The following is a 22123-nucleotide window of genomic DNA, read 5'->3' on the forward strand; positions in this document are numbered from 1 at the left end:
GGAAGCATGGATCGTTAGAATTCCCAGCGAATTTATACAGACTTGTTGTCATTTTAATCTCTATGCGTGCTCTACGGGGTGAGCGGGCAAGACGGGGGTTCCTCAGTGGGTACGGGAACACGGGGCGGAGCGGCCTTGGCCGGAGTCAGGAGGGCCGTCACCGGCAGGGTGGACGGCGACGACGTCCTGAGGGTCGAGTGGCCGGGCCCGGACGGCGGACGGTCCGCGGCGGAGGACGGGGACATCGTCCTGCGGCACGCGGAGACCGGTGAGGAGCGTGCCGGCACCGTCCTGGCAGGGCTGGCGCCGGGCATCTGGGTGGCGTCGTACCGGGGGGAGCCCATCGCCACCGACGATCCGGGCTTCTCGCTGGACGGCCTGATGGACTACGCCGCCATGCCCCGCGAACGGGAGGTCCGCGCCTTCCGCACCTCGGTCGGCACGCTCGCGCTGGCCGTCAGGGAGGTCCTGCCGTACGTCGAGGTGACCGGTGTCGTCTCCGACGACGGCGTGGTCGGGGTGACGGGCGTGATCGCCTACGGTGAGCCGGTCGAGGGCCCGGCCCGGCTGGTGGCCGTGCCGAGGAAGGGGGCCGAGCCGGTCTCCGGTCCGGGAGCGTTCCACGGCCGGAGCTTCGAGGGAAGCGTCCGGATCGAGCCGATGGCCGAGGGACAGAGCCGGCGCCGGACCTTCTGGGACCTGTACGCCGAGGCCGGCGGGGCGCGGCTGCCGCTGGCGGCCCGCCTCGACGACGTCACCGACAAGAAGACCAAGGTGCGCTTCCCCGCCCAGCACGTGGAACGGGTGCGGGTGCGGCCGTACTACACCGACACCGACAGCCTGGCCGTGGCCCTGACCATCGAGGAGGAGGAAGCGTGAAGATCTCCTTCCTGATCCTCAACGCCTACGGCATGGGCGGGACCATCCGCGCCACCTTCGACCTCGCCACCGAGCTGTCCCTCCGTCACGACGTCGAGGTGATCAGCGTCTTCCAGCACGCCGACCGGCCCTTCCTGCGGCTCGGCCCGCGGGTGCGGCTGCGCTCGCTGGTGGACCTGCGGGAGGGGGCCAGGGTCCGCTGGCCGTACACGAAACGGGCGGAACGGCTGAGCGGACAGGAGAGCGAGCTGATCCACCCGGAGGAGCGCGCCTACGCCTCCTTCACCGCCTGGAGCGACGACGTGCTCAGGCGCGAGCTGCGCCGGCTCCGCACCGACGTGCTGGTCACCACCCGGGCCGGGCTGAACATCATGGCCGCCAGGTTCGCGCGCCGGAAGGTCGTCACCATCGCCCAGGAGCACCTGCACTTCGAGGCGCACAGACCCGGCATCTTCCAGGAGATCCGGGAGTGGTACCCCAGCCTGGACGCGGTCGTCACCCTCACCGAGGCCGACGAACGGGACTACCGCGACATGCTTGGTGAAGGCCGGACACGGGTGATCACCATCGGCAACGGCCTGCCCGCCGCGCCGCGGCCCCGCTCCCGGCAGGAGAACAGGATCGTGCTGGCCGCTGGGCGGCTGGTTCCGGTCAAGGGCTACGACCGGCTGCTGAAGGCGTTCGCCCAGGTCGTCCAGAAACGGCCCGACTGGAAGCTGCGGATCTACGGCGAGGGCCGCTCCGGCGACAAGCTGGTCCGGCAGTCGGTCAAGCTGCGCCTGCACAACAACGTCACGTTCATGGGGCCGACCGAGGACATCGAGGGAGAGCTCGCCAAGGCGTCGATTCACGCGGTCAGCTCCCGGTTCGAGGGCTTCGGCATGACCATCATCGAGGCGTTCTCCTGCGGGGTGCCGGTGGTCAGCTTCGACTGCCCGAGGGGACCGCGTGAGATCATCACCTCCGGTCACGACGGCCTGCTCGTCCCGCCCGACGACGTCGACGCGCTGGCCGAGGGGCTGCTCCGGATGATCGACGACGAGGAGGGCCGGCACCGCATGGCCCGCAACGCGCTGGAGACGGCCGCGCGCTACGACATGTCCGTGGTCGCCGAACGCTGGGAGCGGGCCTTCGCCGAGCTCACCGGGTGACACGGAGCCGTACGGCGGGCGGTCCGCCGGGGACCCGCCGGGAAGAACGCCGGAGAACGTGCGCCGGACCGAGCAGCAGACGGCTCGGTCCGGCGTCTCTGTGATGTGATCGTGTCATTCTCGGGGACGACCCCTGAACCGAAGATCGAGGCCTCTCCGCACGCGGAGCGCCTGGCGAGGGACCGTGTCGACATCGCGGGACTGTTCGCCGAACACCACCTCGGCCTGGTGAGGCTGGCCCTGCTCATGGTGGGTGACCAGGCCACGGCGGAGGACGTGGTGCAGGAGGCGTTCGCCCGGACGCACGCGGGACGGCGCCGCCTGCGCGACCCCGGGCGCGCGCTGACCTACGTCCGTTCGGCGGTGCTCAACGGGGCCCGTTCCGTGCTGCGGCGCCGGGCGGTGGCGTTCCGGCGGGCCGTGCCGTACGAGCCGCCCGTCTGGTCGGCCGAGCACGCGGCGCTGCTCGGCGAGGAGCGCCGCGAGGTCCTGACGGCGCTGCTCGGGCTGCCGAAGCGGCAGCGCGAGGCGTTGATCCTGCGCTACTACCTCGACCTGCCCGACCAGGAGATCGCGGATGTCATGGACATCCGAGCCGGTACGGCCCGGTCCACCATCGCGCGCGGGCTGGCCGCCCTCGCCCGGACGCTTGGGGAGGAGTCATGACCATGAAGACCACCGAGGAGCGCCTGCGAGGCGCCCTGTCCGCTGCCGGCGACACCGTCACCGACGTCCCCCCGCTGGTCGTTCCCGCCCGCCGGCGCACGCGGCTCCCGCTGCGGGTGAGCGCCGCCGCGCTGGCCGTCGCGGCCGTCGCCGTCGGCGTCACGAACCTCGCCGCTCCCGTTTCCCAGCCGGGGGATGACGTCGTCCTGGCCATGGCCGCGGGCGGCGCCGGGCCGTGGGGGAGGGCCGAGGTCTCGGTCTTCCTGTGCAAGAGGCAGGACCCGTTCCCCTCCTGCGGGGGCAAGGGGATCACCGAGGCGGAGCGGGAGGAACTGCGCCGGACGCTGGCGGGCCGGCCCGAGGTGGAGGGCGTCATCTTCGAGGATCAGCAGAAGGCGTGGGAGAACTTCCGGCGGCAGAACACGAACGACACCGCGCTCATCGACGCGATCCGCCCCGAGGACATGCCGGAGTCCTTCCGGGTCGGGATCAGGGAGGACGCGGACTCCGGAGCCGTGGCCAGGGCCGCGGGGGAAATGCCCGGAGTGTCCAATGCCATCGACCAGCCCTGCCTTCTCAGGAGGACCTCCCGGTGGGAGGCGATCAAGAGCAGGCTTCCGTGGTCGGACGGTCCGCAGCAGTGCTTCTTCCCGGACTCCCCTCCTCTGGGCGGTGGGTGATCGTCCGTCCCGGCTGAACGGAGGAGTACGGCCCGCGCCCCCAAGCCGCTGGCGAGACCGGCGGCGCGGGGGATCCGGGGGTCCGCGGCGGCGGTGCGGCGCGTAGGGTGGCGTGAGTGGGCGCCAGCCGTACCCCCTGCCGTTTGGAGCCACATGAGCATGATCATGGCGGTGAGTTTCACCCGCTACGGCCGTCTTTACTACCTCGACCCCGGCGAGCACAGCCCCAAGATCGGCGACAAGGTGCTCGTGCCGACCGACGCCGGGCCCGAGGTGGCCGAATGCGTGTGGGCTCCGCAGTGGACCAGCGAGGAGATCGGCGACCTGCCGGTGTGCGCGGGCATCGCCGGCGAGGAGCATCTGGCGCGCGACGAGAACAACAGAAGGCGGCGCGCCGAGGTCAGGAGCGTCTCCAAACGGCTCATCAAGCGGCACGCCCTGCCGATGAAGGTCGTCGGCGTCGACTACCTCGACGCCGACAACGTCTACACCGTCTACTTCTCCGCCCCGCACCGCGTCGACTTCCGCGCCCTCGTCCGCGACCTGGCCCGCAACCTGCGCGCCCGGGTCGAGCTGCGGCAGATCGGCCCGCGCGACGAGGCCCGCCTGCAGGGCGGCATCGGCCCGTGCGGCCGCGACCTGTGCTGCGCGACCTTCCTGAAGGACTTCGAGCCCGTCTCGGTGCGGATGGCCAAGGACCAGGGCCTCCCGGTCAACCCGATGCGGATCGCGGGGGCGTGCGGGCGGCTGATGTGCTGCCTGAAGTACGAGCACCCCCTCTACATGGAGGCCAACCGCACGATGCCCCGGGTCGGGTCGAAGGTGGACACCCCCGAGGGGACGGGCACCGTCGTCGGGCGCAACGTCCCCTCCGACTCGGTGACGGTCCGCCTGGACGAGGGCGGCCGCCGCTGCGCCTGCCCGTCGGCCTCGGTCTGCTCACCTCGCAAACAGCACGACGCGATGTACGGCACGGCGGCGGAGCCGGGCTCCGGCGGCTGAGGCGCGTCCCGAAAGCCGGCGCGGGAAATCCGCTGGACGATCCGCCCGGAAGCCTGTCAGCCTCGAACCATGGTTGCGGAGGCGGCGAAGCGGTCGTTCGACGATCTGGTGGCGGAGGCCGAGTCGGTCTCGGTCGACGGCTGGGACTTCTCCTGGCTGGACGGCCGGGCGACCGAGGAACGGCCTTCCTGGGGATATTCGCGGCTGATGGCCGGGCGCATGGCGCGCGCCGACGCCGCGCTGGACCTCCAGACCGGTGGGGGCGAGGTGCTCGCGGGCGTTCCGCGGCTGCCCGCCGTGACGGTCGCCACCGAGTCCTGGCCGCCGAACATCGCCCGCGCCGCGGCGAGGCTGCGCCCGCGCGGGGTCGCGGTCGTCGCCGACGACGACGAGCCGAGGCTCCCGTTCCGGGACGGCGCCTTCGACCTGGTGACGAGCCGCCACCCGGTGACCACCTGGTGGGAGGAGATCGCCCGCGTGCTCCGGCCCGGCGGGACGTACTTCTCCCAGCAGGTCGGTCCGCGGAGCGTCGTGGAGCTGACGGAGTTCTTCCTGGGGCCGCAGCCGCGCGACACCGCCCGCGATCACGAACTGACCCGGGCCCGCGCCGAGGACGCCGGCCTCACGGTGCTCGACCTCCGGCCGGAGCGGCTGCTCACCGTCTTCCACGACGTCGGCGCGGTGATCTACTTCCTCCGCAAGGTGATCTGGATCGTCCCCGGCTTCTCCGTCGACCGCTACCGCGCCGAGCTCCGGCGGCTCCACGACCGCATCCAGGACGAGGGGCCCTTCGTCGCGTACGCGACCCGCTTCCTCATCGAGGCCCGAAAGCCCCTTCCGGCCTGAGGCACGTCCCACCGAGCCGAGCCGGCCGGTCGACCCCGGGACCCGGCATGGAGCCCGAAGGCCGCAGGGGTCAGGGGAGGAGTCCGGCGCGGGTGCCGGCGACGGCGTCCAGTGCGCGGTGCTCCCGGCGGCGCCGGTCCGCGCCGCGTCGCGCGCGCAGCTCCAGCTCCTCCAGGCGCGCCTCGGTGTCGAGCCGGACACGCCTGTTGTAGACCGTCTCCTGAGCCTGGTTCGTCCGGTCCACCATGCGGTCGTAGGCGGTCGTCCCACTCATGATCTTGACGAGGACCGGCAGGCAGTCGACGAGGATCAGGAAGAGACGGAGCAGCCACGTCGCCTGCCTGAGATAGACGTTCGCCGCGGTGACCTCGTGCAGCGCCCGCATGCGCTCCAGCAGGCCGACGGGGTCGTCCTTGCCGGGCATCGCGGCCAGCCGCTCCCCGACGCGCGCGTCCAGCCGCCGCTCGAAGTCGGACTGCCGCTCGGCGAGCGGGCCGCGCAGGGCCGACACCCGGCCCTCCAGTTTCTGGAGCTTCTTCTGGTTCTCCGCCAGCCCGCTGCGGTCCATGAATCGCTTGGCGGCGGCGTCGAGACGCCTGCAGAGCGGTCCCATGCCCTTCCTGCCGCTCAGGCCCTCACCGCTTTCCCCGGCGCACTCGGCCGTCGCCTGGTCCACCAGCCTGTCGTACCGCTTCCGGTCGGCGGCGACCTGCGTCCGCAACGTGTCGGCGTCGCGCTCCAGGTTGCTCAGCCGGGTGAGGTCGGCGTCGGCCGTCGAGGTCAGAAGCCTGGCGTTCGCGCAGTCCCGGCGGCCGGGCGTCCTGCCGGGCACCCGCGAGTTGCACTCCAGCAGCCGGGCGCGCTCCGCGACCAGCGCGGCCTCGCGGCCACTGATCACGTGCTGGACCACGGCCGTCTCGAAGACCCGCAGGACCAGGGGCTCGGCGATGATGAAGCCCAGCACCACGGCGACGAGCAGTCGCGGGACCAGCAGCATCAGCCTGGCCCGCCAGGTGCCGGTGACGGTCGAGACGAGCCAGCGGTCGAGGTTGAGCACGATGAGCGCCCACACCACGACGGGGATGAGCATGGCGACGTGGGCGCCGCCCAGGACCTGGCTCAGCGCGAACCACATCGAGATCCCGGCGACGACCGCGGTTCCCAGGACCACGCCGCCGAGGCCGACGTAACGGGTCCGCTCCAGCGGTATCTGGCTCAGGACGCCCTCGTCCACACCCGCCAGCGTCCGCAGCCGCCGGCCCAGGCCGCGCCGTCCGGGGACCACCTCTTCCGCGGCCCTCGAACCGCCCGGAGTGGCGAGGGGGCGTGTGAAATGGCTGCTTCCCATGGACTCTTTCCGGTTTCCCGCGCGCCGCCGCTGCCTGGTCGGAGTCACCCGGATGGGGTGACGGGCGGGACGCTCCGCGTCAGGGGGAATGTGTCCCGCCGGTTATGAAGAATGAGGCTCAGAATGCATTAGTTCATGTTCGTACCACGGTCATCGTTATCGGCCCAGGGTGACCCGCGTGGCTGGGGAAAACCTTACTTTGGGCCGAACAAGCGCCTCATCGCTCGACAAACAGGGGATCGGCCGGGATACCCGCCGTACGGCGCCGCGTTCGTCGCCGTGGTGGGCTCCGCCCGGCCCGCCGTACGGCGCCCTCTCAAGGGGTGGTCCGGAAGGCGGGTGCGCGGGCGGGTGTTCCATGGCGTCGCGGGCGGGTTAGCGTGGTCCTCGCCGCCCGTCCGGGCGGGTGCGGACGCGGCGCGGCGATCCTCCTTCCCCGAGGGCGGGCGCGGCTCGCCGGGTGACCCGGCGTCCCAGTTCTGGAGGACGAAGCAGTGCGTAGACGCGCCGGGCGCCCGCCCTTCGAGGTTCCAGCCGCCTCCCGCGCCGCCACCGCCGTCGTCGCGGTCCTCACGGCGCTGGCCGTCCTCGCCACCGGCTGCGCCGGGACGACCAGGCCGGACACCGGCCTCGCGTGGAACGACTGCGGCGACGGCTTCGAGTGCGCGAAGCTGCCCGTGCCGCTGGACTACGGAAAGCCGGGCGGCGAGCGCATCGAGATCAGTGTGATCCGGCTCCCCGCCACCGGCCGCCGCATCGGCTCGATCCTCGTCAACCCCGGCGGTCCGGGCGCCTCGGGCGTCGAGTACGCCCGCAGCGCGCGCTCCGTGCTGAGCGACGCGGTCCGCGCCCGGTTCGACGTGGTGGGATTCGACCCGCGCGGGGTCGGCGGTTCCTCACCCGTACGGTGCCTGTCGTCGGGCGACCTCGACGCCTACACCGGCCTGGACGCCTCGCCCGACTCCCCGGCCGAGGTCGCGGCCCTGGAGGAGGGCTCGCGGAAGTTCGCGGCCGGCTGCCGGGCCAGGTCGGGACGGCTCCTGCCGCACGTCGGCACGGCCGACGCGGCCCGCGACATGGACCGCCTGCGCGCGGTACTCGGCGACAGCCGCCTCACCTACCTCGGCAAGTCGTACGGCACGCAGCTCGGCGCGGTCTACGCCGACCTGTTCCCCACCCGGGTCCGCGCCCTGGTGCTGGACGGCGCCGTGGACACCTCGCTGTCCCCGATGGCGATGAGCGCCGCCCAGGCCCACGGCTTCGAGGTCGCCCTCGACGCCTTCCTGGCCGACTGCCTCACCGCCGACGACTGCCCGTTCACCGGTACGGCGGAGTCCGCCCGGCGGGAGGTCGCCGACCTGCTGCACCGCGCCGACCGGCATCCGCTCGCGAACCGGAACGGCGACGACCGCCAGGTCAACGAGGCGTGGGCCGTACTGGGCCTGATCACCCCCCTCTACGACCGGCAGGCGTGGCCGGTGCTCCGCCAGGCGCTGGGCGAGGCGCGCAGGGGTGACGGGAGCCTGCTGCTGCGCATGGCCGATCTGCTGATCGACCGCAAGGAGGACGGCGACTACTCCAACCAGACCGAGGCCAACATGGCCGTCAACTGCGTCGACGCCCGCTACCCCGCCGGTCCGGCCGCGTTCGCCAGGGCGGCGGACCGGGCGGCGGAGAAGGCGCCGCTGTTCGGCCGCTACGTCACGTGGGGGTCGCTGCCCTGCGCCTACTGGCCGGTCAAGGGGAAACCCCTGGACCGGACCGACGCCCCCGGCGCCGCCCCCATCATGGTCATCGGCACCGAGCGCGACCCGGCCACACCGTACGAATGGGCCAGGGCACTGGCCGACGAGCTCTCCTCGGGCGTGCTGGTCGGCTTCGACGGTGACGGGCACACCGCCTACCTGACCGGCTCGTCCTGCGTCGACCGTCTGGTGGACGACTACCTGATCGACCTGAAGGTCCCCCGGGACGGGACGCGCTGCCCGCGGATCGGCTGAACGCGGGAGCGCCCGCCCTCAACCGGTCGGCGGTGATCTGCTGTAGTGCTCTGGAGGCATTCCCCGCCGGGGCGGCCGCAGCCGCGTCGGCGAGTATGGGTGCGGATGGTCGGCGGTGAACGGGGTGGAGCGTGAAGCCGGAGGAACGGAATCAGGGCCGGGGGAAGCGGCGAGGGCGGCAGGCGAGGCGACCGGATCCCGGTGCGGGCGCGGCGGGGGCGTTCGCCGACCGGCTCTGGCGGCTGAGGCGGGAGGCGGGCGACCCCTCCTACGCGGAGATGTCCGCCCGGCTCGGGACGGCGGCTTCGAAGTCGTCGCTGGCCAGCGCCGTACAGGGGCGGAAGCTGCCGAGCTGGGAGACGACCTGGGAGTTCGTGCGGGTCCTCGCGGTCGACCGGCTGGGACGCGACCCCGGAGAGACCGAACGCGAGTGGCGGGAACTCTGGGAGCGCGCACGGGATGCCGACTCCGATGAAGCCGGCGGCACCGGCGGTTCCGGCGCCGATGCCACCGATGACGGCGCCGCCGATGACGCGGCCGGCGCGGAGACGGCTGACGGGCTCGTGAGGGCGGACGGCGGATCCGTGAGGGGGGCGGACGACGGGTTCGCGGAGGACACGAGGGATATGGGGGACGCGGAGGACGTGATGAACGCGGCGGCTCCGGCCGCGTCCACGCGTTCGCCGAGGCTCGCGCGGCGCGGCCGTGTCATCCGGGTCGTGGCCGCGCTCACCGTCGCCGCGGCCGTCGCCGCCGTCGCCTTCGTGATCGACCTGGTGGTCTCCCGGCCGGCGACGAACGGCGGCGACGGCGACCCTCCGCCGGTTCCGACCTCGGCACCGGCCGCGCCGCCGACCATGGTCCCGACGGAGGGCGCGATCGCCGGGGACGACTCCGCGTTCATGGGCGACATCACCTATCCGGACGGCTCGACGGTACGGCGGGGCTCCTACTTCAGGAAGGTGTGGCGGATACGGAACACCGGGCGGATCCCCTGGAAGGGGAGACGCCTGGTGCGGATCAACTCCGGGCCGTGCCGGACCCCGGAGACGGTGGACATGCCGTTCACGGCTCCCGGGCAGAGCGTGGACATCGCGGTGCGGGTGCGGGCCCCGGAGGAGCCGGGAAACTGCCGGATCTACTGGAAGGTGGTCGACGCGCAGGGGCGGGCGCTGTTTCCGGCCAAGCGGCCGATCTTCCTGGATGTCCAGGTGGAGGGCTCCTGACCTGCGGCTTCTTTTGTCCAATGTCCACGGTCCGGTGGCGGGGCCGAATTGGACAAAGATCCTTCCCGTGGGCGGCGGATCGCGTGCCACGATGGTCGGCATCCCGGACCCCAAGGTTTCCGGGATGCCGTGCGACGTGACCCGGAGCGTGCTCCCGGCCGTGCTTCCCGCCGTGTTCCCGGCCGTTCCACCGGTCGTGTGAGATCGAGCGCCTCCGGATCGCAGACGTCGTCATCCGACCACGAAGGAGAATCTGTCATGACCAAGAAGATCCGTTCGCTGGCCGTCGCGGCGGGTGTCATTTCCGTGCTGGTGCCGCTCGGCGGCACCGCCCAGGCCGCGGAGACCGGCGCGTCCACCGCCAGGGCCGCGAAGGTGTCCTGCAACTCCCCCGGGACCGGCAACACCACCGTCTGGGGCAAGTGCAAGAACAAGGGGAACAAGACCGGCAAGGCGCGCCTGGTCTACTGGTGCGTCAACGCGATCGGCAACGGTTCGAAGCAGTACCACACCGGGTGGAAGAGCATTAAGCCCGGCAAGACGGTCAAGTTCGTGGGCGAGTGCACCTTCAAGGCTCGTAACCCCTACTTCCAGATCGGCTGATTCCCCCCGGTTCTCGCGACACATGCCTGTCGCGGCGGCGTCCGGATGCCTCCCACCGCACCCGGACACCGCGCCGGTCCGCCGCGGGCCCACCCCCCGCGCCGGACCGGCGCGGCCGGCGGATCCGCCATCCGTGCCGAACCGGCCCGGACGGTGTCGACGACGCGTGAGAGCCGGCCGAATCGGCGGGCGCGAGAGCTCCGCGAAACCTGTAGACTGTCAAAGGTCATGCGATCCCTGCGTGACATGCCGCCTTAGCTCAGTCGGCCAGAGCACTTCACTCGTAATGAAGGGGTCTCGGGTTCGAATCCCGAAGGCGGCTCCAGGTCAGAGGCCCTCACCGGTATCCGGTGGGGGCCTCTTGCTAATACTGTGGTGCCAGGCCCGGTCACCGTATGTCTGCCGCATCGGTAAGGTGTCGCTCCCAGAGCGAAAGGATCACCTTGCCGCAGTTGTCCCGGCTATCGTGGCCAGCGCTGTCGGCGTGGGTGACGGCTGCCGCCATCGCCGCCTTCCCGACCTGGGAGCTGCGGTCTGAGCGGCTCGAGCTCGAAGAGCTCACTCGGACCCATGAAAACGACATCTACGGGCTCGTGTGCCTGTACAACGGTGGAGCGACGCTGTCGCCGCTTGCTCCGCTGCGCCGTGATCTCGAAGCGGTCATGGAGATCACGGAGGGCTGGGCGTTTCCGGCCCTCGTGATCCTTATCGGCCTCCTCGCGTGTCTGGGCCACAGGGAACCCGGGTTGACGGGCCGGCGGGTCGCGGGGCTCCTCGTCCTGATCGCGGTCATCGAACCTCTCGCCTCGTTGCACAGCGATCGGAGAGGCTGTGATGACACCCCGCTGTTCAGCGCCGACTGGTTCACAGGGGTGGCCGATGGGTGGGGGATCAACCAGCTGTGTCTTCTGGTGGCCGCGGCGCTGGTGTTCGCCGCGTCGCGGACGGTGCGGTCCGTCACCGCGGACGAGCCGGGTGAGTCGCAGGCCGGGACGGTGTGGCGGCGACCGGTGGCGGCCCTGGCCGATTATTTGATCGTTGTCCTGTTCCTCAGCGTCGTCGTGGGGGCGGCCTGGCCCTTGATCGGCATGGGCTTCAAAGCCCATATGGGAGCCGGGCTTCTGGAGCGGGCCGACGCGTACGTGTTCCGGAGCAACCCGAGATCCGCGGAGCTGGCTGTCCTGGCTGGAGTGTTCCTCTATGTCTGGATGCAGCATGCTCTGTGGGGGCGGACGCTCGGAAAGCGACTGCTGGGCCTTCGCGTCGTCGCCGCGCGGACGGGCAGACGGCTGGGTGCGGGCAGAGCTGCGCTCCGCACGCTGGTCTTCCCCCTTCTCGTCTTCGTTCCCGACGTCGGGCTGTGGTGTCTCCTCGCGGTCGGGCTGTGGACGCTCTTCGATCCCGAAGGCCGGGTTCTTCATGACCGCTGGCTGGGCGCCGCGGTGGTGCGCGACCGGGTGAAGGACGCTCAGCCTCAGACCTGACCCGACATCATCTGCGTGACCTTGCTGACGCGGATGCCGACCGCAGGTTTGGACGGCCATGAACCGACAGTCCTCACAGAGCCTGTCCGGCCAGGACCGGAAGACGGCGGTGGACGCTCCCGAACGATCGTGTGCCAACTCGTGATGAAGGGACCTCGGGTTCGAAGCCCGAAGGCGGCTCCAGGCCAGAAGCCCTCCGCGGGATCGCGGGGGGCTTCTGGGCGTTCAGACCCTCTGATCTCATCTCCTGAGGGTCCGACCTCCGGCCATGTGCGCTCTCCCGGGGTACGGGGCCGCACCTGCTTCCCGCTTCCCGCGGACCGGTTCGGTCACCGCCGCGCCGTCCCGGCCGGCCGACGGGGAGATCCCATCCAGGCGTACGCCCTGATCCGGAGCGGGACGCGAGGCCGTGATTGGCGGGGTGGTCGTCACCCGGGGTCCGGGGTGTCCGGCGCCGTCGCAGTGGTCACCGCGTACGCCGGGCGAGCAGGGCCAGCAGGCCGACCATGACGAGTCCCAGCGCGGCCAGCGACACACGGTCGGTGGTGGTCTCGCCGTTGGCGATCACTCCGAACGCGGTGTGCGCCACGAGTGCCCCGGAGGCCAGCGCAAGGCTGTGCCGGTCGCGCCATTCGCCGCGCGCCGTCCATCGACGCAGCAGCACCCCCGCCGCCACCGCCAGGAGCGCCGCCGCCGCCATCGGGACCACCACCCAGCCGCCCTCGGTGAAGGCCGGATGCCGGGCGCCGCCGAAGGGGAACAGCAACGCGAGGTATCCGAACGCCGCCACCCCCGCCAGGCACGCCACGATCGGCGGCGCGGGAACGACCCGGGGCGCGACGGCCGGCGGCGCGGGAACGACCTGGGGCGCGACGGCCGGTGACGCGGGAATCGTCCGGGGTGCGACGGCCGGTGACGCGAAAACCGTCGGAGGCGCGGCGGGCGGCGGGCCCGGCGGGCGGGGGACGAACCGCAGCGCGAGCAGCGTGAGTACCGCGATCGCCAGCGCGAACGCCGCGAGTACCGGCGGCGGCGCCTGATAGCCGGGGTCGATGAAGACCGTCGTCCACCGCAGCAGCAGGGCGCCCAGCACGAACACCGCCCCCGCCACGACCAGTCCGGTACGCCCCAGGTAGGGCCGACGGCGGAGATCCGGGACGACGAGATCCACCAGCAGGATCGGCAGCGCCACGCTGAAGACCGCGTGGTAGGGGATGTTCAGTTCGATGTAGGCGCTGTTGAGGCCGAGGATCCTGGGCGCCCAGCCGGCCACGCCGTAGATGGTGGGGCTGGTGAGCGCCTGCAGCGCCAGCCCTTCCTCCACGATCCCGTACGCCGCCCCGAGCAGCAGGACGGCGGCCCGGCCCCGGCCGGTACGGCGTACCAGCTCGCGGATCAGTACGGTGCCGGCGCCGTAGATCGGCACCCACAGCAGGAGCAGCCACGCCTGGCGGAGGGGCGGATTGCCGAGCGTGAGCTCGGCGACGACCGGGGTGAGCCCGGCCAGCAGGAGTGCGGCCCACCGGCCGCGTGCTCGTGAGGAGACCATGCGTCCACGGTCTCCCGCGGCGGGTACGGCGCGCTGCTGCCGTCAGGCCGGTCCTCGGCCTCTTCGGTCGTTCCCGGACGGTGACTTTGGTTGCCATGACGGGGGCGGCGACGGCGACCTTGGTTGCTTACCAGGCGGAAGGGCGGCGAATACGATCTGCGGTTGTGTTCGCAGCGCAGGGCAGGAATGAGAGCCGCGGCGAGGCCGGGAGCCGCCTGCGCCCGGGGGAGGACTGGCGGCAGGGGCCGGGGCGGTCGCGGCGTGACCTGACGGTCAGGGTCGGCGGCGTGGTGCTCGCCGTGGCCGGGGCCGTCGCGGTGGTGTCGGGAGATCTGACCCCGGGGGCACCCGGCTGGCACCTGTGGGCCGACGTGGCCGGCGGGGTCCTGGCGTGCGCGGGGATATGGCTGTGCCGCCGGTGGCCGGTGGCCGCCCCGCTGGCCGTCATCGCGCTGTCCGTCCCGGCCGCGGCCGCGTCGGTGGCCGCGGGGATCGCCACGATCTTCACGGCGCTGTACCGGCGACCGCCCGCGGCCGTCGCGGTGGGAGCGGCGTGGGTGGCGGCGACGCTGGTCAGGTTCGCCTGGCGGCCACCCGGGCTGGCGCCGTACCCGGTGTGGGCGCTGGTCGGCGTGCTGTTCGGCGGGGCGATCACCGGCTGGGGCATCCTGGCCAGGACCCGGCGGGAACTGCTGGCGTCACTGGCGGAACGGGCCCGCCGCGCCGAGGCCGACCAGCGGCTGCGCGAGGAGGAGGCCCGCCACGCCGAACGCCTCGGCATAGCCCGCGAGATGCACGACGTGCTCGCCCACCGGTTGTCGCTGCTGGCGGTGCACGCCGGGGCACTGGAGTTCAACGCCGGCGCCAGGCCGGACGAGGTCGCCGACGCGGCCGGAGTGATCCGGGCCAGCGCCCACCAGGCCCTACAGGAGCTGCGCGCGGTCATCTCCGTGCTGCGTGGGAGCCCGTCGGCCGAGCTTCCGCTGACCGGGCTCGCACCGCTGGTGGAGGAGTCGCGGCGGGCCGGGATGCGCATCGAGCTGCGCGAACACGACGTACGCTTCGCCGACCTGCCGGAGACGACCCGGCGCACCGCGTACCGCGTCGTGCAGGAGGGGCTGACCAACGCGCGCAAGCACGCGCCCGGCAGGCCCGTCACCGTCGTGGTCTCCGGCGCGGCCGGCGGCGAGCTGACGGTCGAGGTGCGCAACCCGCTGCCCGCCGGATGGGAGGCGGCGGGGCTGGCCGCCACCGGGGCCGGAGCCGGGCTGGCCGGGCTGGAGGAACGGGTCTCGCTGGCGGGCGGGCGCCTGGAACGGGGACGCACCGGCGACGGCGGGTTCCGGCTGGCGGCGCGGTTACCATGGCCACGTGAGCGGCCCCATGAGTGAGCCGGTGAACGGTCCCGCGGTCTCGTCCGGGAGCGGATATGCGAGCGGGTCCGTGGATGAGGTCGCGAGCGGATCCGCCGGTGCGTCCGTGGGTTCGCCCGCGAGCGGATCCGCGGGTGCGTCCTCCGGCGGGCCCGGAGACGGGCCTGGAGGCGAGCCCGCCGCGATCCGGGTGCTCATCGTCGACGACGACGCGCTCGTCCGCGCCGGGCTGGCGCTGATGCTCAGGGGTGCACCCTCCCTCCGGGTGGTGGGCGCGGTGGCCGACGGCGCGCAGGTCCAGGCCGCGGTCGGCGAGCACTCTCCCGACGTGGTGCTGATGGACATCCGGATGGCCGGCGTCGACGGCATCGACGCGACCCGCAGGTTGCGCGCCCGTCAGGACGCGCCGGAGGTCATCATCCTGACCACGTTCGACGCCGACGAGCACGTTTTCCGGGCGCTGCGCGCGGGAGCCAGTGGGTTCCTGCTGAAGGACACGCCGCCCGAGGGGATCGTCGAGGCGATCCGGCGCGTGGTCGCGGGCGAGCCCAGCCTGTCGCCGAGCGTCACCCGGCGGCTGATCGACCGTCTGCTGCCCGAGGAGGACGACCACCGGCGGGCCGACGCCCGGCGGGTGCTGGCGACGCTCAGCGACCGCGAGCGAGAGGTGGCGCTCGCGGTCGGGCAGGGCAAGACCAACGCCGTCATCGCCGGTGAGCTGAACATGAGTGTGGGCACGGTCAAGGGCTACATCTCCCGCATCCTCACCAAGTCGGGCCTGGACAACCGCGTCCAGCTGGCCCTGGTCGTCCACGACGCCTCATAGGATGACCAGCCGCTCATCGCGGCGGTCACGCGGACCGCCGCGATGAGCGGCGGGCCGGGGCGGTGGCCGTCCGCTACGCGGGCGTGTCCGTACGGAGTGCCGCCGCCAGGGCGTCGACGCGACCGCGCGCCCGGGCGGATCGGATCGGGTCGATGTAGTCGCGTGACTCGATGATCTCGCCGTTCCGGACGCGCATGACGAAGACGCAGGGGACCTTGGTCGCCGAGCCGTCGGCCTTCGGGAACTCGTAGGCGAACTCGGCGACGATCACCTCGGGGTCCGCGGTCTCGTGAACGACGACGTCGACGACCCGCCTCTCGGGGAGCGACACTCCGGCCGGGATGGTGAAGTGTTCCCGGAGCGCACTCCGGCTCGTCAACGGCTCGGACTCAGGTGTCGCCATCGGGTGCCGGACGTCGGTGACATCCGCATACAGGTCCGGCAGTTCATCGGAGCGGCCTTCGGCCACACCGTGGACGAGACGGAGGAAGACCTCGCGCGGACTGGGACTCATGAGGGCCTCCCGATCGTGGAACGGTTGGTTCGGTGTGCCGTCCCCAACATGGCAGAACCTGATCCTTTACCCAAACGAGAATTCGGTCCCATGGGCGCCTGGTGCCTGTACGCGGATGAAAGTCATCGTGCGGCTCTGCGCGGGTGAGGGGATGAGGGCCGGAACCCACGCGGCGGAGTCCTTTTCCGGCCCTCCCGCCGGCCGGTTCATGCGGCGGGCCCCGGGTGAGCGATCACGACGTACCTCTCGTCGTCGATCGGCTTGCCCCACAGTGCCGGATCGGTGAGCTGCTCGACGTGGACGACCCGGGCCCGAGGCTCCAGCGTCTCGACCAGCCGTGAGGCGGGGACGCCGCCGAGCCAGGGCAGCGGCGGGGAGTCGGACGCGTAGGGGGCGTCGCCGCCCGAGGCGTTCCAGCGGCCCTCCACGAGGATGAGCCGCCCCCCGGGGGCGAGCAGGCCGAGCCAGCGGTCGAGGGCCTCCCTCGGGTCGGGGAGCGTCCAGACGAGGTGCCGGACGAGGATCGCGTCGAAGGTGTCGTAGGCGGCGACGGGCGGGTTGCCCGCGTCACCGACCATGAAGGGCACGTCGAAGCCCGCCGCGGACAGCTTGCGCCCGGCCTGCTCGATCATCCGGGGCGACAGGTCGACCCCGGTGGGACGGTGCCCCAGCTCGGCGAGGAGCAGGGTCAGCGAGCCGGTCCCGCAGCCCAGGTCGAGGATGTCGGCGGGGCCGTCGGGAAGCCACTCGGCGAGCCGCCGGGTCCACGCGTCACGCACCCGCCGATCCCGGAGACCGTGGTCGGCCTCGTCGTCGAAGGCGTCCGCCACGGTGTCCCAGAAGGCGGCGATGGGTGCGAGGTCTGTCGTCGGCATGGGGAGATCCTCGCAGGCGGCACCGACAGAACCGAGGATTCCGACTCCGGCGGGCGGACGGAACGGCCTCGGGGCGGACGTGCCGCCGTCGGTGCCGGTTCCTGCCCTGGCGGGGGCCGGGGCGCCGGCGGCGGGCCGCCGGAGTGGCGGCGCATGATCCCGGCCGTCCGATCCCTCGGAGGTATACGTCGTTAACCATATGGTGTACGTTGTATACATGGCGGAACCCGGCGTACGGATGTTCCGCTGGAGGCCGCCCTGGCATTGACCTCGGCCACCCAGGGGCTGGTCCGGCTCTACCTCGGGGGGCGCATCGGACCGGACGAGCCCGCCTTCGCAAGACCTGTGCGAGCGGAACATACGGAGGAACCTCAATGGCCTCAGCGTCTAGGAAGGCCCTGGTGTTCAGGGGGGCCCTGGTCGTCGTGCTGGTCCTGGTGGCAGGCGCGGTCGCGTCCGGCGCCTGGTTCGGCAGCGAGGCCGGCGTGAAGGTCGTCCACTACGGCGAGAGCAACACCAGCGTTCTCGCCGTGGGGGACGGAACCGTGGGGGGCGGGACGGTCACGCTGACCGAGACGCACCAGACGACCAAACCCGGCACCTACTGGCTGGAGTGGACGGGCGCGCACACGATGCTGGGCGACATCGTGGCGCGGTCACCCGGGAAGGTCACGCGCCGGGTGCTGCGCGGACCCGTGCCCTCCCTGGGGACGCCGGGATACTTCGGCAACGTCCCACCGGGCGATCCCGAAGTGGCCTGGGGCATCGGCTTCTCCGAGATCATGGTCCCGACCGAGCTGGGCCCCGCCCCCGCCTGGTACGTGCCCGGCAGGGGGACCACCTGGTTCGTCGCCGTGCACGGGCAGAACGGGCGGCGCAAGGCCGAACTGAAGGTCCTTCCCGTCGTGCACGACCTCGGACTGCCCTTCCTGGACATCAGCTACCGCAACGACGAGGGCGCGCCGCCCTCCCCCGACGGGCTCCTCCACCTCGGTGACTCGGAGTGGCGCGACCTGGAGGCCGCGCTGCGCAGGGCGCGGCAGCTGGGGGCCAGGCGGTTCGTGCTGTACGGAACGTCGATGGGCGGACAGATCATCGGCCAGTTCCTGGCCAGGTCGGGACTGGCCGGCCTGGTCAACAAGGTGATCATGGACGCGCCGATGATCGATGTGCGGATGACGGCCGAGCAGGGTGCGAAGAACCACCACCTGCCCGCGTTCGTCGTCCCGCTGTCGAACCAGGTCACCCGGTGGAGGACCGGTGTGGAGGTGGACCGGCTCAGCCTCATCCGCCACCCGCCGAAGGTCAGGCCGCCGCTGCTGCTGATCCACACCACCCCTGACACCGATCACCCGATCGAGGAGGCCCGGGGCCTGGTGGCCACGGGCCGCCGGCTGAACTGGGACATCACCTTCGAGGAGTTCGCGCGGGGCGAGCACACCGAGGCGTGGAACGTCGACCGGGCCCGCTACGACCACGCGGTACGCGCCTACCTGACGGCGGAGCGGCCCGGCAGCGATTGAACGGTCCGGCGACGGTTGAACGGCCCGGCAGTGGTTGAACGGCCCGGTGGAACGGCGCCGGCCGCCGCCCGGCTCCGCCGTGGTCCGAGGCGGTACGGCGGGGCCCGGCCTCCCGCGCCCCCGAAGCGGGAGATCTTCTCCCCGCACGTCAGGAGGGGCCGGACGGCTCATCCGGAAGCGGGCCGTCACGGCTTCGGCTTGTCGGCCTCCCTGACGTCGTGGAGGTGGATGAGGGCGTCGAAGGAGCGGGCGGCCGCGATGTCGACGAGCGGGTAGGGGTACTGCGTGCCGATGTTGCGCGTGGGGCGGGCGACGTCCAGCCAGGCGCGCGCCGCGGCCGGGGCGTCGCGGATGTCGAGGTAGTAGTCCTGGTGACGGACCTTGTCGAGGGTGTACTCGTTCATGCCGGGCTTGGCCGCGCCCACGGTGAACTTCTTCCAGTCGCCGCCGAGAGCGGCGTCCTTCGACAGGAAGGAGCCCCGGCCGAAGGTGAAGCCGACGGAGAGGTACTTCCCGCCCAGTGTGTCGCGCAGGAACGACCCCTGCGTCTTGGGATACAGCTTGGGATCGCCGGCCGCGTATCCGACGTGGTCGTTCTGCGCCGACAGAAGGATCCTGTCGCCGGTGCGCCGCTGCCACCAGATGATGTTCCGGGCCATCACCTGGTCACGGAAACGCTGGGAGGCGGCCACCGAGCCCGGGTCCTTGACGTCCATGGTGAGGAATTCAGCGGTCTGGGCGATGGATCGGGCGTTCTGCTCGGCCCATTCGAACTCGTCCCCGCCGGGGCCCTTCCGGCTGCTGATCAGTTCCAGAGCCCGCTGTGCCCTGGCGGCGAGCCGCTGTCGTTCCGCGAGCGGCTTGCCCAGGTAGGCGAAGACGTCGTCGATCGGGCGCAGGCCGGTGTAGAGCTCGTCGATCCGCGGCAGCGACTCCGGGTGGTGCTTTCGCACGTAGCCGGTCACCCGGCCGAAGAACTCGTCGCCCAGCCTGGGGGCGCCGAGGTCGTCGCCCATGAAGTGGACGGTGCGGCCGGGGTGGCGGCGGTTGTGGTCCCGCATCCACTCGATGAGGCTCACGAACTCCTCCCGGTCCCACGGCGAGCCGGCCAGCGCCTTCTTCGCGATCTCGCGTGCGTTCCCCCTGCCGGTCTGGAGGTAGTCGTCGATCTGGAGTCCCGCTGACCAGCTCAGCTCCAGGGCGAAGGTGGTGAAGCCCTTCTTCTCGACGAGGTAGCGGAAGACCCGCTCCTTCATGGTGAAGAACTCGTGCGAGCCGTGGGTGGCCTCGCCGAGGCCGACCACCTCGGCGTCACCGATCATCGCGCCCAGGGCTCGCAGGTCGGCCGTGTTCCTCCCGGGCTCGGTCGAGCGCAGCGGGTGGGCCGCCCGCTCCAGCGCGCGGACCGGGTCCTGCTGCCCGCCGGCCGTGCCGGCCGGAGCCGCGTGGGCCGCCACGGGGGCGAGGACCGCTCCCATCGCGATCGCGGTCGTGACCAGCAGCCCCCGCCGGCTGACGCGTTTCCGGTTACCTGACATGGTGTTCATCCCTTGACGTATGTGTTCTCGCTTGAGTTCTCAATCGAGGTGGAGCAGACCTCACGGCCGACTCCACACGTCGAAGGTATGGGCGTGCGAGCACGCCTCCCATGACGCTGACCAGCGTCTTTCGATCGGGCGGGCCGGTGCGTCCCGGGTGGGGCAGGCACCACCCCCGGCCGCCGCCCACCTGATCCCGGCCCGACCCCGGCGGGAGCCCGCCTAACCCACCCGCTCCGCCAGGAAGTCCTCCCAGGTGCGGCGGCCGACGGCTCGGTCGGGGGCGAGGTTGGCGCCCTCCCGGTAGGCGGCCGCGGCCTTCCCGGGGGTCCTGACCTCCATGATCAACCGGCGCTTGCCGCTGGCCCGCAGGTAGTCGCGGGCCAGTTCGGCCATGCCGTACACGCGGGGGCCGGCGATGTCGGGCACGAGACCGGAGGGCCGGCCCAGCGCCAGTTCCACCAGCCGGGCCGCCACCTCGCCCGCGTCGACCGGCTGGAACCGGGCGCCGGCCCAGAGCGGCATCACCGGCAGCTTGGCCATCTGCCCCAGCGTCATCAGGATCCAGTCGTGGAACTGGGTGGCGCGCAGCGTGGTCCACGGCACGCCGGACCCGGCCACGACGCGCTCGGCCTCCCGCTTGGCGGCGAAGTAGCCGAACATGGCGCGGTCGAGGCCGCTGACGACCGGGACCCGGTCGGCGCCGACGACCGAGATGTACACCAGGTGCCCGGCGCCGGCCGCGGCCGCCGCCCGCGCCAGGTTCCGGGCCTTGACCTCGTCGCCCTTGGCGCTCCCGGCGCAGTGCACGATGGTCCCGCCCCCCTTCACCGCCGCGTCGAGCCCCTCGCCGGTGCTCACGTCGCCGGTCACGTACTCGACGCCGTCAGCGGGCTCGCGGTCGCGGCGGCTCAGCACCCGCACGTCGCGGCCCGCGTCGCGCAGGAGCGGCACGACGAGGCGTCCGAGCGTGCCGGTGCCGCCGGTGACCAGGATGGGTGACGTCATGATCTCTCCACGTTCGTCCGGTCCGGAAGGCGATCTCCCGGGCGTTTCGGCCCGCTTCCGCGGGTCTACTGTGGTGACACGCCGCGAGGAAGGAATGTGACACGGTGGACGGGCGCGATCTGCTGGCCGAGCGTTTCGAGGAGCATCGGCCCAGGTTGCGGGGGGCCGCCTACCGGATGCTCGGCTCGGTGAGCGAGGCCGACGACGCGGTGCAGGAGGCGTGGCTGCGCCTCGACCGCGACGGCGCCGACGGCGTGGATAACCTCGGCGCGTGGCTGACCACGGTGGTGGCGCGGGTGTGCCTGAACGTGCTGCGCTCACGCGGGCAGCGGCGCGAGGACCCCTTCGAGACGCACATGCCCGACCCGATCGTCGGCCCGGAGTCCGGGACCGATCCCGAACGCGAGGCGGTGCTGGCCGACTCGGTCGGGCTGGCGCTGCTGGTCGTGCTGGAGACGCTGTCACCGGCCGAGCGGCTCGCGTTCGTGCTGCACGACATGTTCGCCGTGCCGTTCGAGGAGATCGCCCCGGTGATCGAGCGGTCTCCGGCCGCGGCGCGGCAGCTCGCGAGCCGGGCCCGCCGCCGGGTGCGCGGGCAGGCCCCGGCGCCCGACCCCGACCTCACCCGGCAACGCGACGTGGTCGACGCGTTCTTCGCGGCCGCCCGCGACGGCGACTTCGACGCGCTCGTCGCCGTGCTGGACCCGGAGGTCGTGTTGCGGTCCGACGGCGGCACGGCACGCACCCGCCACACCGTCACGTTCCGCGGTGCGCGGAACGTGGCCGGGCAGGCGGTCACCTTCGGACGGTTCTCCCCGTTCGTACGGCCGGCGCTGGTCAACGGGGCCGCCGGGGTGGTCGTCGCCGCGAACGGGCGGCCGCTGGCCGTGATGGCGTTCACCGTCACCGGCGGGCGCGTCGCCGCCATCGACGTGCTGTCCGATCCCGACCGGCTGAACCGGCTCGACCTTCCGCTCCTCGGCGGCTGATCCCCCGGATCCCCGGCAGGGACCGTGGCGGCCGGGGACCGCG

Annotated in this window: 20 protein-coding genes and 1 tRNA gene; 15 read left to right on the top strand and 6 right to left on the bottom strand. The window is 72.2% G+C overall.

The genetic code is table 11. The annotated features are described in order from the left end of the window. The first annotated feature begins 135 nt into the window (after positions 1 to 135). From ACZ6W9_RS04415 to ACZ6W9_RS04440, 6 genes are all read left to right on the top strand, one after another. Entirely contained in the window at positions 136 to 879 is a 744-nt protein-coding gene (locus ACZ6W9_RS04415) for a hypothetical protein (protein ID WP_389961303.1), read from the top strand. Continuing rightward, positions 876 to 2030, top strand: coding sequence for a glycosyltransferase family 4 protein (locus ACZ6W9_RS04420; RefSeq protein ID WP_389961301.1), 1155 nt, complete (start codon positions 876 to 878; stop codon positions 2028 to 2030). Before ACZ6W9_RS04415 ends, ACZ6W9_RS04420 begins: the two co-directional genes overlap by 4 nt. 111 nt (positions 2031 to 2141) lie before the next feature. Next, positions 2142 to 2696 carry a SigE family RNA polymerase sigma factor gene (locus ACZ6W9_RS04425; protein WP_470116720.1) on the top strand — a complete coding sequence of 185 codons (555 nt, stop codon included), beginning with the start codon at positions 2142 to 2144 and terminating at the stop codon, positions 2694 to 2696. Further along, entirely contained in the window at positions 2693 to 3376 is a 684-nt protein-coding gene (locus tag ACZ6W9_RS04430; RefSeq protein ID WP_389961299.1) for a permease-like cell division protein FtsX, read from the top strand. The genes ACZ6W9_RS04425 and ACZ6W9_RS04430 overlap by 4 nt, the downstream gene beginning before the upstream one ends. 153 nt (positions 3377 to 3529) lie before the next feature. Next, the gene (locus tag ACZ6W9_RS04435) at positions 3530 to 4378 is read left to right on the top strand and encodes a PSP1 domain-containing protein (RefSeq protein ID WP_389961297.1); all 849 of its coding nucleotides are present in this window, start codon (positions 3530 to 3532) and stop codon (positions 4376 to 4378) included. A gap of 69 nt (positions 4379 to 4447) precedes the next feature. Further along, positions 4448 to 5224 (top strand): class I SAM-dependent methyltransferase, encoded by a 777-nt coding sequence (locus ACZ6W9_RS04440; protein ID WP_362932768.1) that lies wholly within the window; start codon positions 4448 to 4450, stop codon positions 5222 to 5224. A 70-nt stretch (positions 5225 to 5294) separates the two neighbouring features. Here the strand turns inward: ACZ6W9_RS04440 and ACZ6W9_RS04445 are convergent, their stop codons facing one another. Next, the gene (locus ACZ6W9_RS04445; RefSeq protein ID WP_362932770.1) at positions 5295 to 6572 is read right to left on the bottom strand and encodes a DUF4407 domain-containing protein; all 1278 of its coding nucleotides are present in this window, start codon (positions 6570 to 6572) and stop codon (positions 5295 to 5297) included. 494 nt (positions 6573 to 7066) lie between these two features. Between ACZ6W9_RS04445 and ACZ6W9_RS04450 the strand changes: the two genes are divergently transcribed. The 5 genes from ACZ6W9_RS04450 to ACZ6W9_RS04470 all read left to right on the top strand — a co-directional run bounded on the left by ACZ6W9_RS04450 (position 7067) and on the right by ACZ6W9_RS04470 (position 11885). Further along, on the top strand, positions 7067 to 8572 hold the full coding sequence (locus ACZ6W9_RS04450) for an alpha/beta hydrolase (protein ID WP_389961291.1): 1506 nt from the start codon (positions 7067 to 7069) through the stop codon (positions 8570 to 8572). Between the two features lie 131 nt (positions 8573 to 8703). Continuing rightward, on the top strand, positions 8704 to 9798 hold the full coding sequence (locus tag ACZ6W9_RS04455; RefSeq protein WP_470116721.1) for an NBR1-Ig-like domain-containing protein: 1095 nt from the start codon (positions 8704 to 8706) through the stop codon (positions 9796 to 9798). A gap of 258 nt (positions 9799 to 10056) precedes the next feature. Further along, positions 10057 to 10401, top strand: coding sequence for a hypothetical protein (locus ACZ6W9_RS04460; protein ID WP_362932777.1), 345 nt, complete (start codon positions 10057 to 10059; stop codon positions 10399 to 10401). Positions 10402 to 10649: 248 nt separating this feature from the next. Further along, a tRNA-Thr gene (locus ACZ6W9_RS04465) sits at positions 10650 to 10726 on the top strand. A gap of 118 nt (positions 10727 to 10844) precedes the next feature. Further along, positions 10845 to 11885, top strand: a complete 1041-nt coding sequence (locus tag ACZ6W9_RS04470; RefSeq protein WP_389961287.1) for an RDD family protein — start codon at positions 10845 to 10847, stop codon at positions 11883 to 11885. 466 nt (positions 11886 to 12351) lie between these two features. On the opposite strand, the gene ACZ6W9_RS04475 is transcribed toward ACZ6W9_RS04470, so the two are convergent. Next, a complete protein-coding gene (locus ACZ6W9_RS04475; protein WP_389961285.1) occupies positions 12352 to 13434 on the bottom strand; it encodes a hypothetical protein in 1083 nt (360 codons plus the stop codon). 164 nt (positions 13435 to 13598) lie between these two features. On the opposite strand from ACZ6W9_RS04475, the gene ACZ6W9_RS04480 reads away from it, so the two are divergent. After that, a complete protein-coding gene (locus ACZ6W9_RS04480) occupies positions 13599 to 14825 on the top strand; it encodes a sensor histidine kinase (protein WP_389961283.1) in 1227 nt (408 codons plus the stop codon). Positions 14826 to 14997: 172 nt separating this feature from the next. Then, entirely contained in the window at positions 14998 to 15633 is a 636-nt protein-coding gene (locus ACZ6W9_RS04485) for a response regulator (protein WP_470116767.1), read from the top strand. A 73-nt stretch (positions 15634 to 15706) separates the two neighbouring features. On the opposite strand, the gene ACZ6W9_RS04490 is transcribed toward ACZ6W9_RS04485, so the two are convergent. Together ACZ6W9_RS04490 and ACZ6W9_RS04495 are read right to left on the bottom strand one after the other, a co-directional pair. Beyond that, positions 15707 to 16147, bottom strand: a complete 441-nt coding sequence (locus ACZ6W9_RS04490; protein ID WP_389961281.1) for a nuclear transport factor 2 family protein — start codon at positions 16145 to 16147, stop codon at positions 15707 to 15709. A 206-nt stretch (positions 16148 to 16353) separates the two neighbouring features. After that, a complete protein-coding gene (locus ACZ6W9_RS04495; protein WP_389961279.1) occupies positions 16354 to 17022 on the bottom strand; it encodes a class I SAM-dependent methyltransferase in 669 nt (222 codons plus the stop codon). Between the two features lie 374 nt (positions 17023 to 17396). Between ACZ6W9_RS04495 and ACZ6W9_RS04500 the strand changes: the two genes are divergently transcribed. Further along, complete coding sequence (locus ACZ6W9_RS04500) at positions 17397 to 18545, top strand: alpha/beta hydrolase family protein (RefSeq protein WP_389961277.1); 1149 nt, start codon at positions 17397 to 17399, stop codon at positions 18543 to 18545. A 185-nt stretch (positions 18546 to 18730) separates the two neighbouring features. Here the strand turns inward: ACZ6W9_RS04500 and ACZ6W9_RS04505 are convergent, their stop codons facing one another. Further along, on the bottom strand, positions 18731 to 20083 hold the full coding sequence (locus tag ACZ6W9_RS04505) for an erythromycin esterase family protein (RefSeq protein WP_389961275.1): 1353 nt from the start codon (positions 20081 to 20083) through the stop codon (positions 18731 to 18733). 222 nt (positions 20084 to 20305) lie between these two features. Next, positions 20306 to 21091 carry an SDR family oxidoreductase gene (locus ACZ6W9_RS04510; protein WP_389961273.1) on the bottom strand — a complete coding sequence of 262 codons (786 nt, stop codon included), beginning with the start codon at positions 21089 to 21091 and terminating at the stop codon, positions 20306 to 20308. Between the two features lie 104 nt (positions 21092 to 21195). Here ACZ6W9_RS04510 and sigJ point away from each other — a divergent pair, with 104 nt between their 5' ends. Then, the gene (sigJ, locus tag ACZ6W9_RS04515; RefSeq protein ID WP_389961271.1) at positions 21196 to 22080 is read left to right on the top strand and encodes an RNA polymerase sigma factor SigJ; all 885 of its coding nucleotides are present in this window, start codon (positions 21196 to 21198) and stop codon (positions 22078 to 22080) included. Positions 22081 to 22123: the final 43 nt, after the last annotated feature.

The organism is Streptosporangium sp. NPDC053982 (assembly GCF_055585205.1).

What these genes read in the sequence shown, in the direction of transcription:
- ACZ6W9_RS04510 (WP_389961273.1), bottom strand. Translation starts at nt 21,091, where the DNA reads ATGACGTCACCCATCCTGGTCACCGGCGGCACCGGCACGCTCGGACGC.
- ACZ6W9_RS04445 (WP_362932770.1), bottom strand. Translation starts at nt 6,572, where the DNA reads ATGGGAAGCAGCCATTTCACACGCCCCCTCGCCACTCCGGGCGGTTCG.
- ACZ6W9_RS04500 (WP_389961277.1), top strand. Translation starts at nt 17,397, where the DNA reads ATGGCCTCAGCGTCTAGGAAGGCCCTGGTGTTCAGGGGGGCCCTGGTC.
- ACZ6W9_RS04495 (WP_389961279.1), bottom strand. Translation starts at nt 17,022, where the DNA reads ATGCCGACGACAGACCTCGCACCCATCGCCGCCTTCTGGGACACCGTG.
- ACZ6W9_RS04490 (WP_389961281.1), bottom strand. Translation starts at nt 16,147, where the DNA reads ATGAGTCCCAGTCCGCGCGAGGTCTTCCTCCGTCTCGTCCACGGTGTG.
- ACZ6W9_RS04505 (WP_389961275.1), bottom strand. Translation starts at nt 20,083, where the DNA reads ATGTCAGGTAACCGGAAACGCGTCAGCCGGCGGGGGCTGCTGGTCACG.
- ACZ6W9_RS04460 (WP_362932777.1), top strand. Translation starts at nt 10,057, where the DNA reads ATGACCAAGAAGATCCGTTCGCTGGCCGTCGCGGCGGGTGTCATTTCC.
- ACZ6W9_RS04440 (WP_362932768.1), top strand. Translation starts at nt 4,448, where the DNA reads ATGGTTGCGGAGGCGGCGAAGCGGTCGTTCGACGATCTGGTGGCGGAG.
- ACZ6W9_RS04430 (WP_389961299.1), top strand. Translation starts at nt 2,693, where the DNA reads ATGACCATGAAGACCACCGAGGAGCGCCTGCGAGGCGCCCTGTCCGCT.
- ACZ6W9_RS04475 (WP_389961285.1), bottom strand. Translation starts at nt 13,434, where the DNA reads ATGGTCTCCTCACGAGCACGCGGCCGGTGGGCCGCACTCCTGCTGGCC.
- ACZ6W9_RS04435 (WP_389961297.1), top strand. Translation starts at nt 3,530, where the DNA reads ATGAGCATGATCATGGCGGTGAGTTTCACCCGCTACGGCCGTCTTTAC.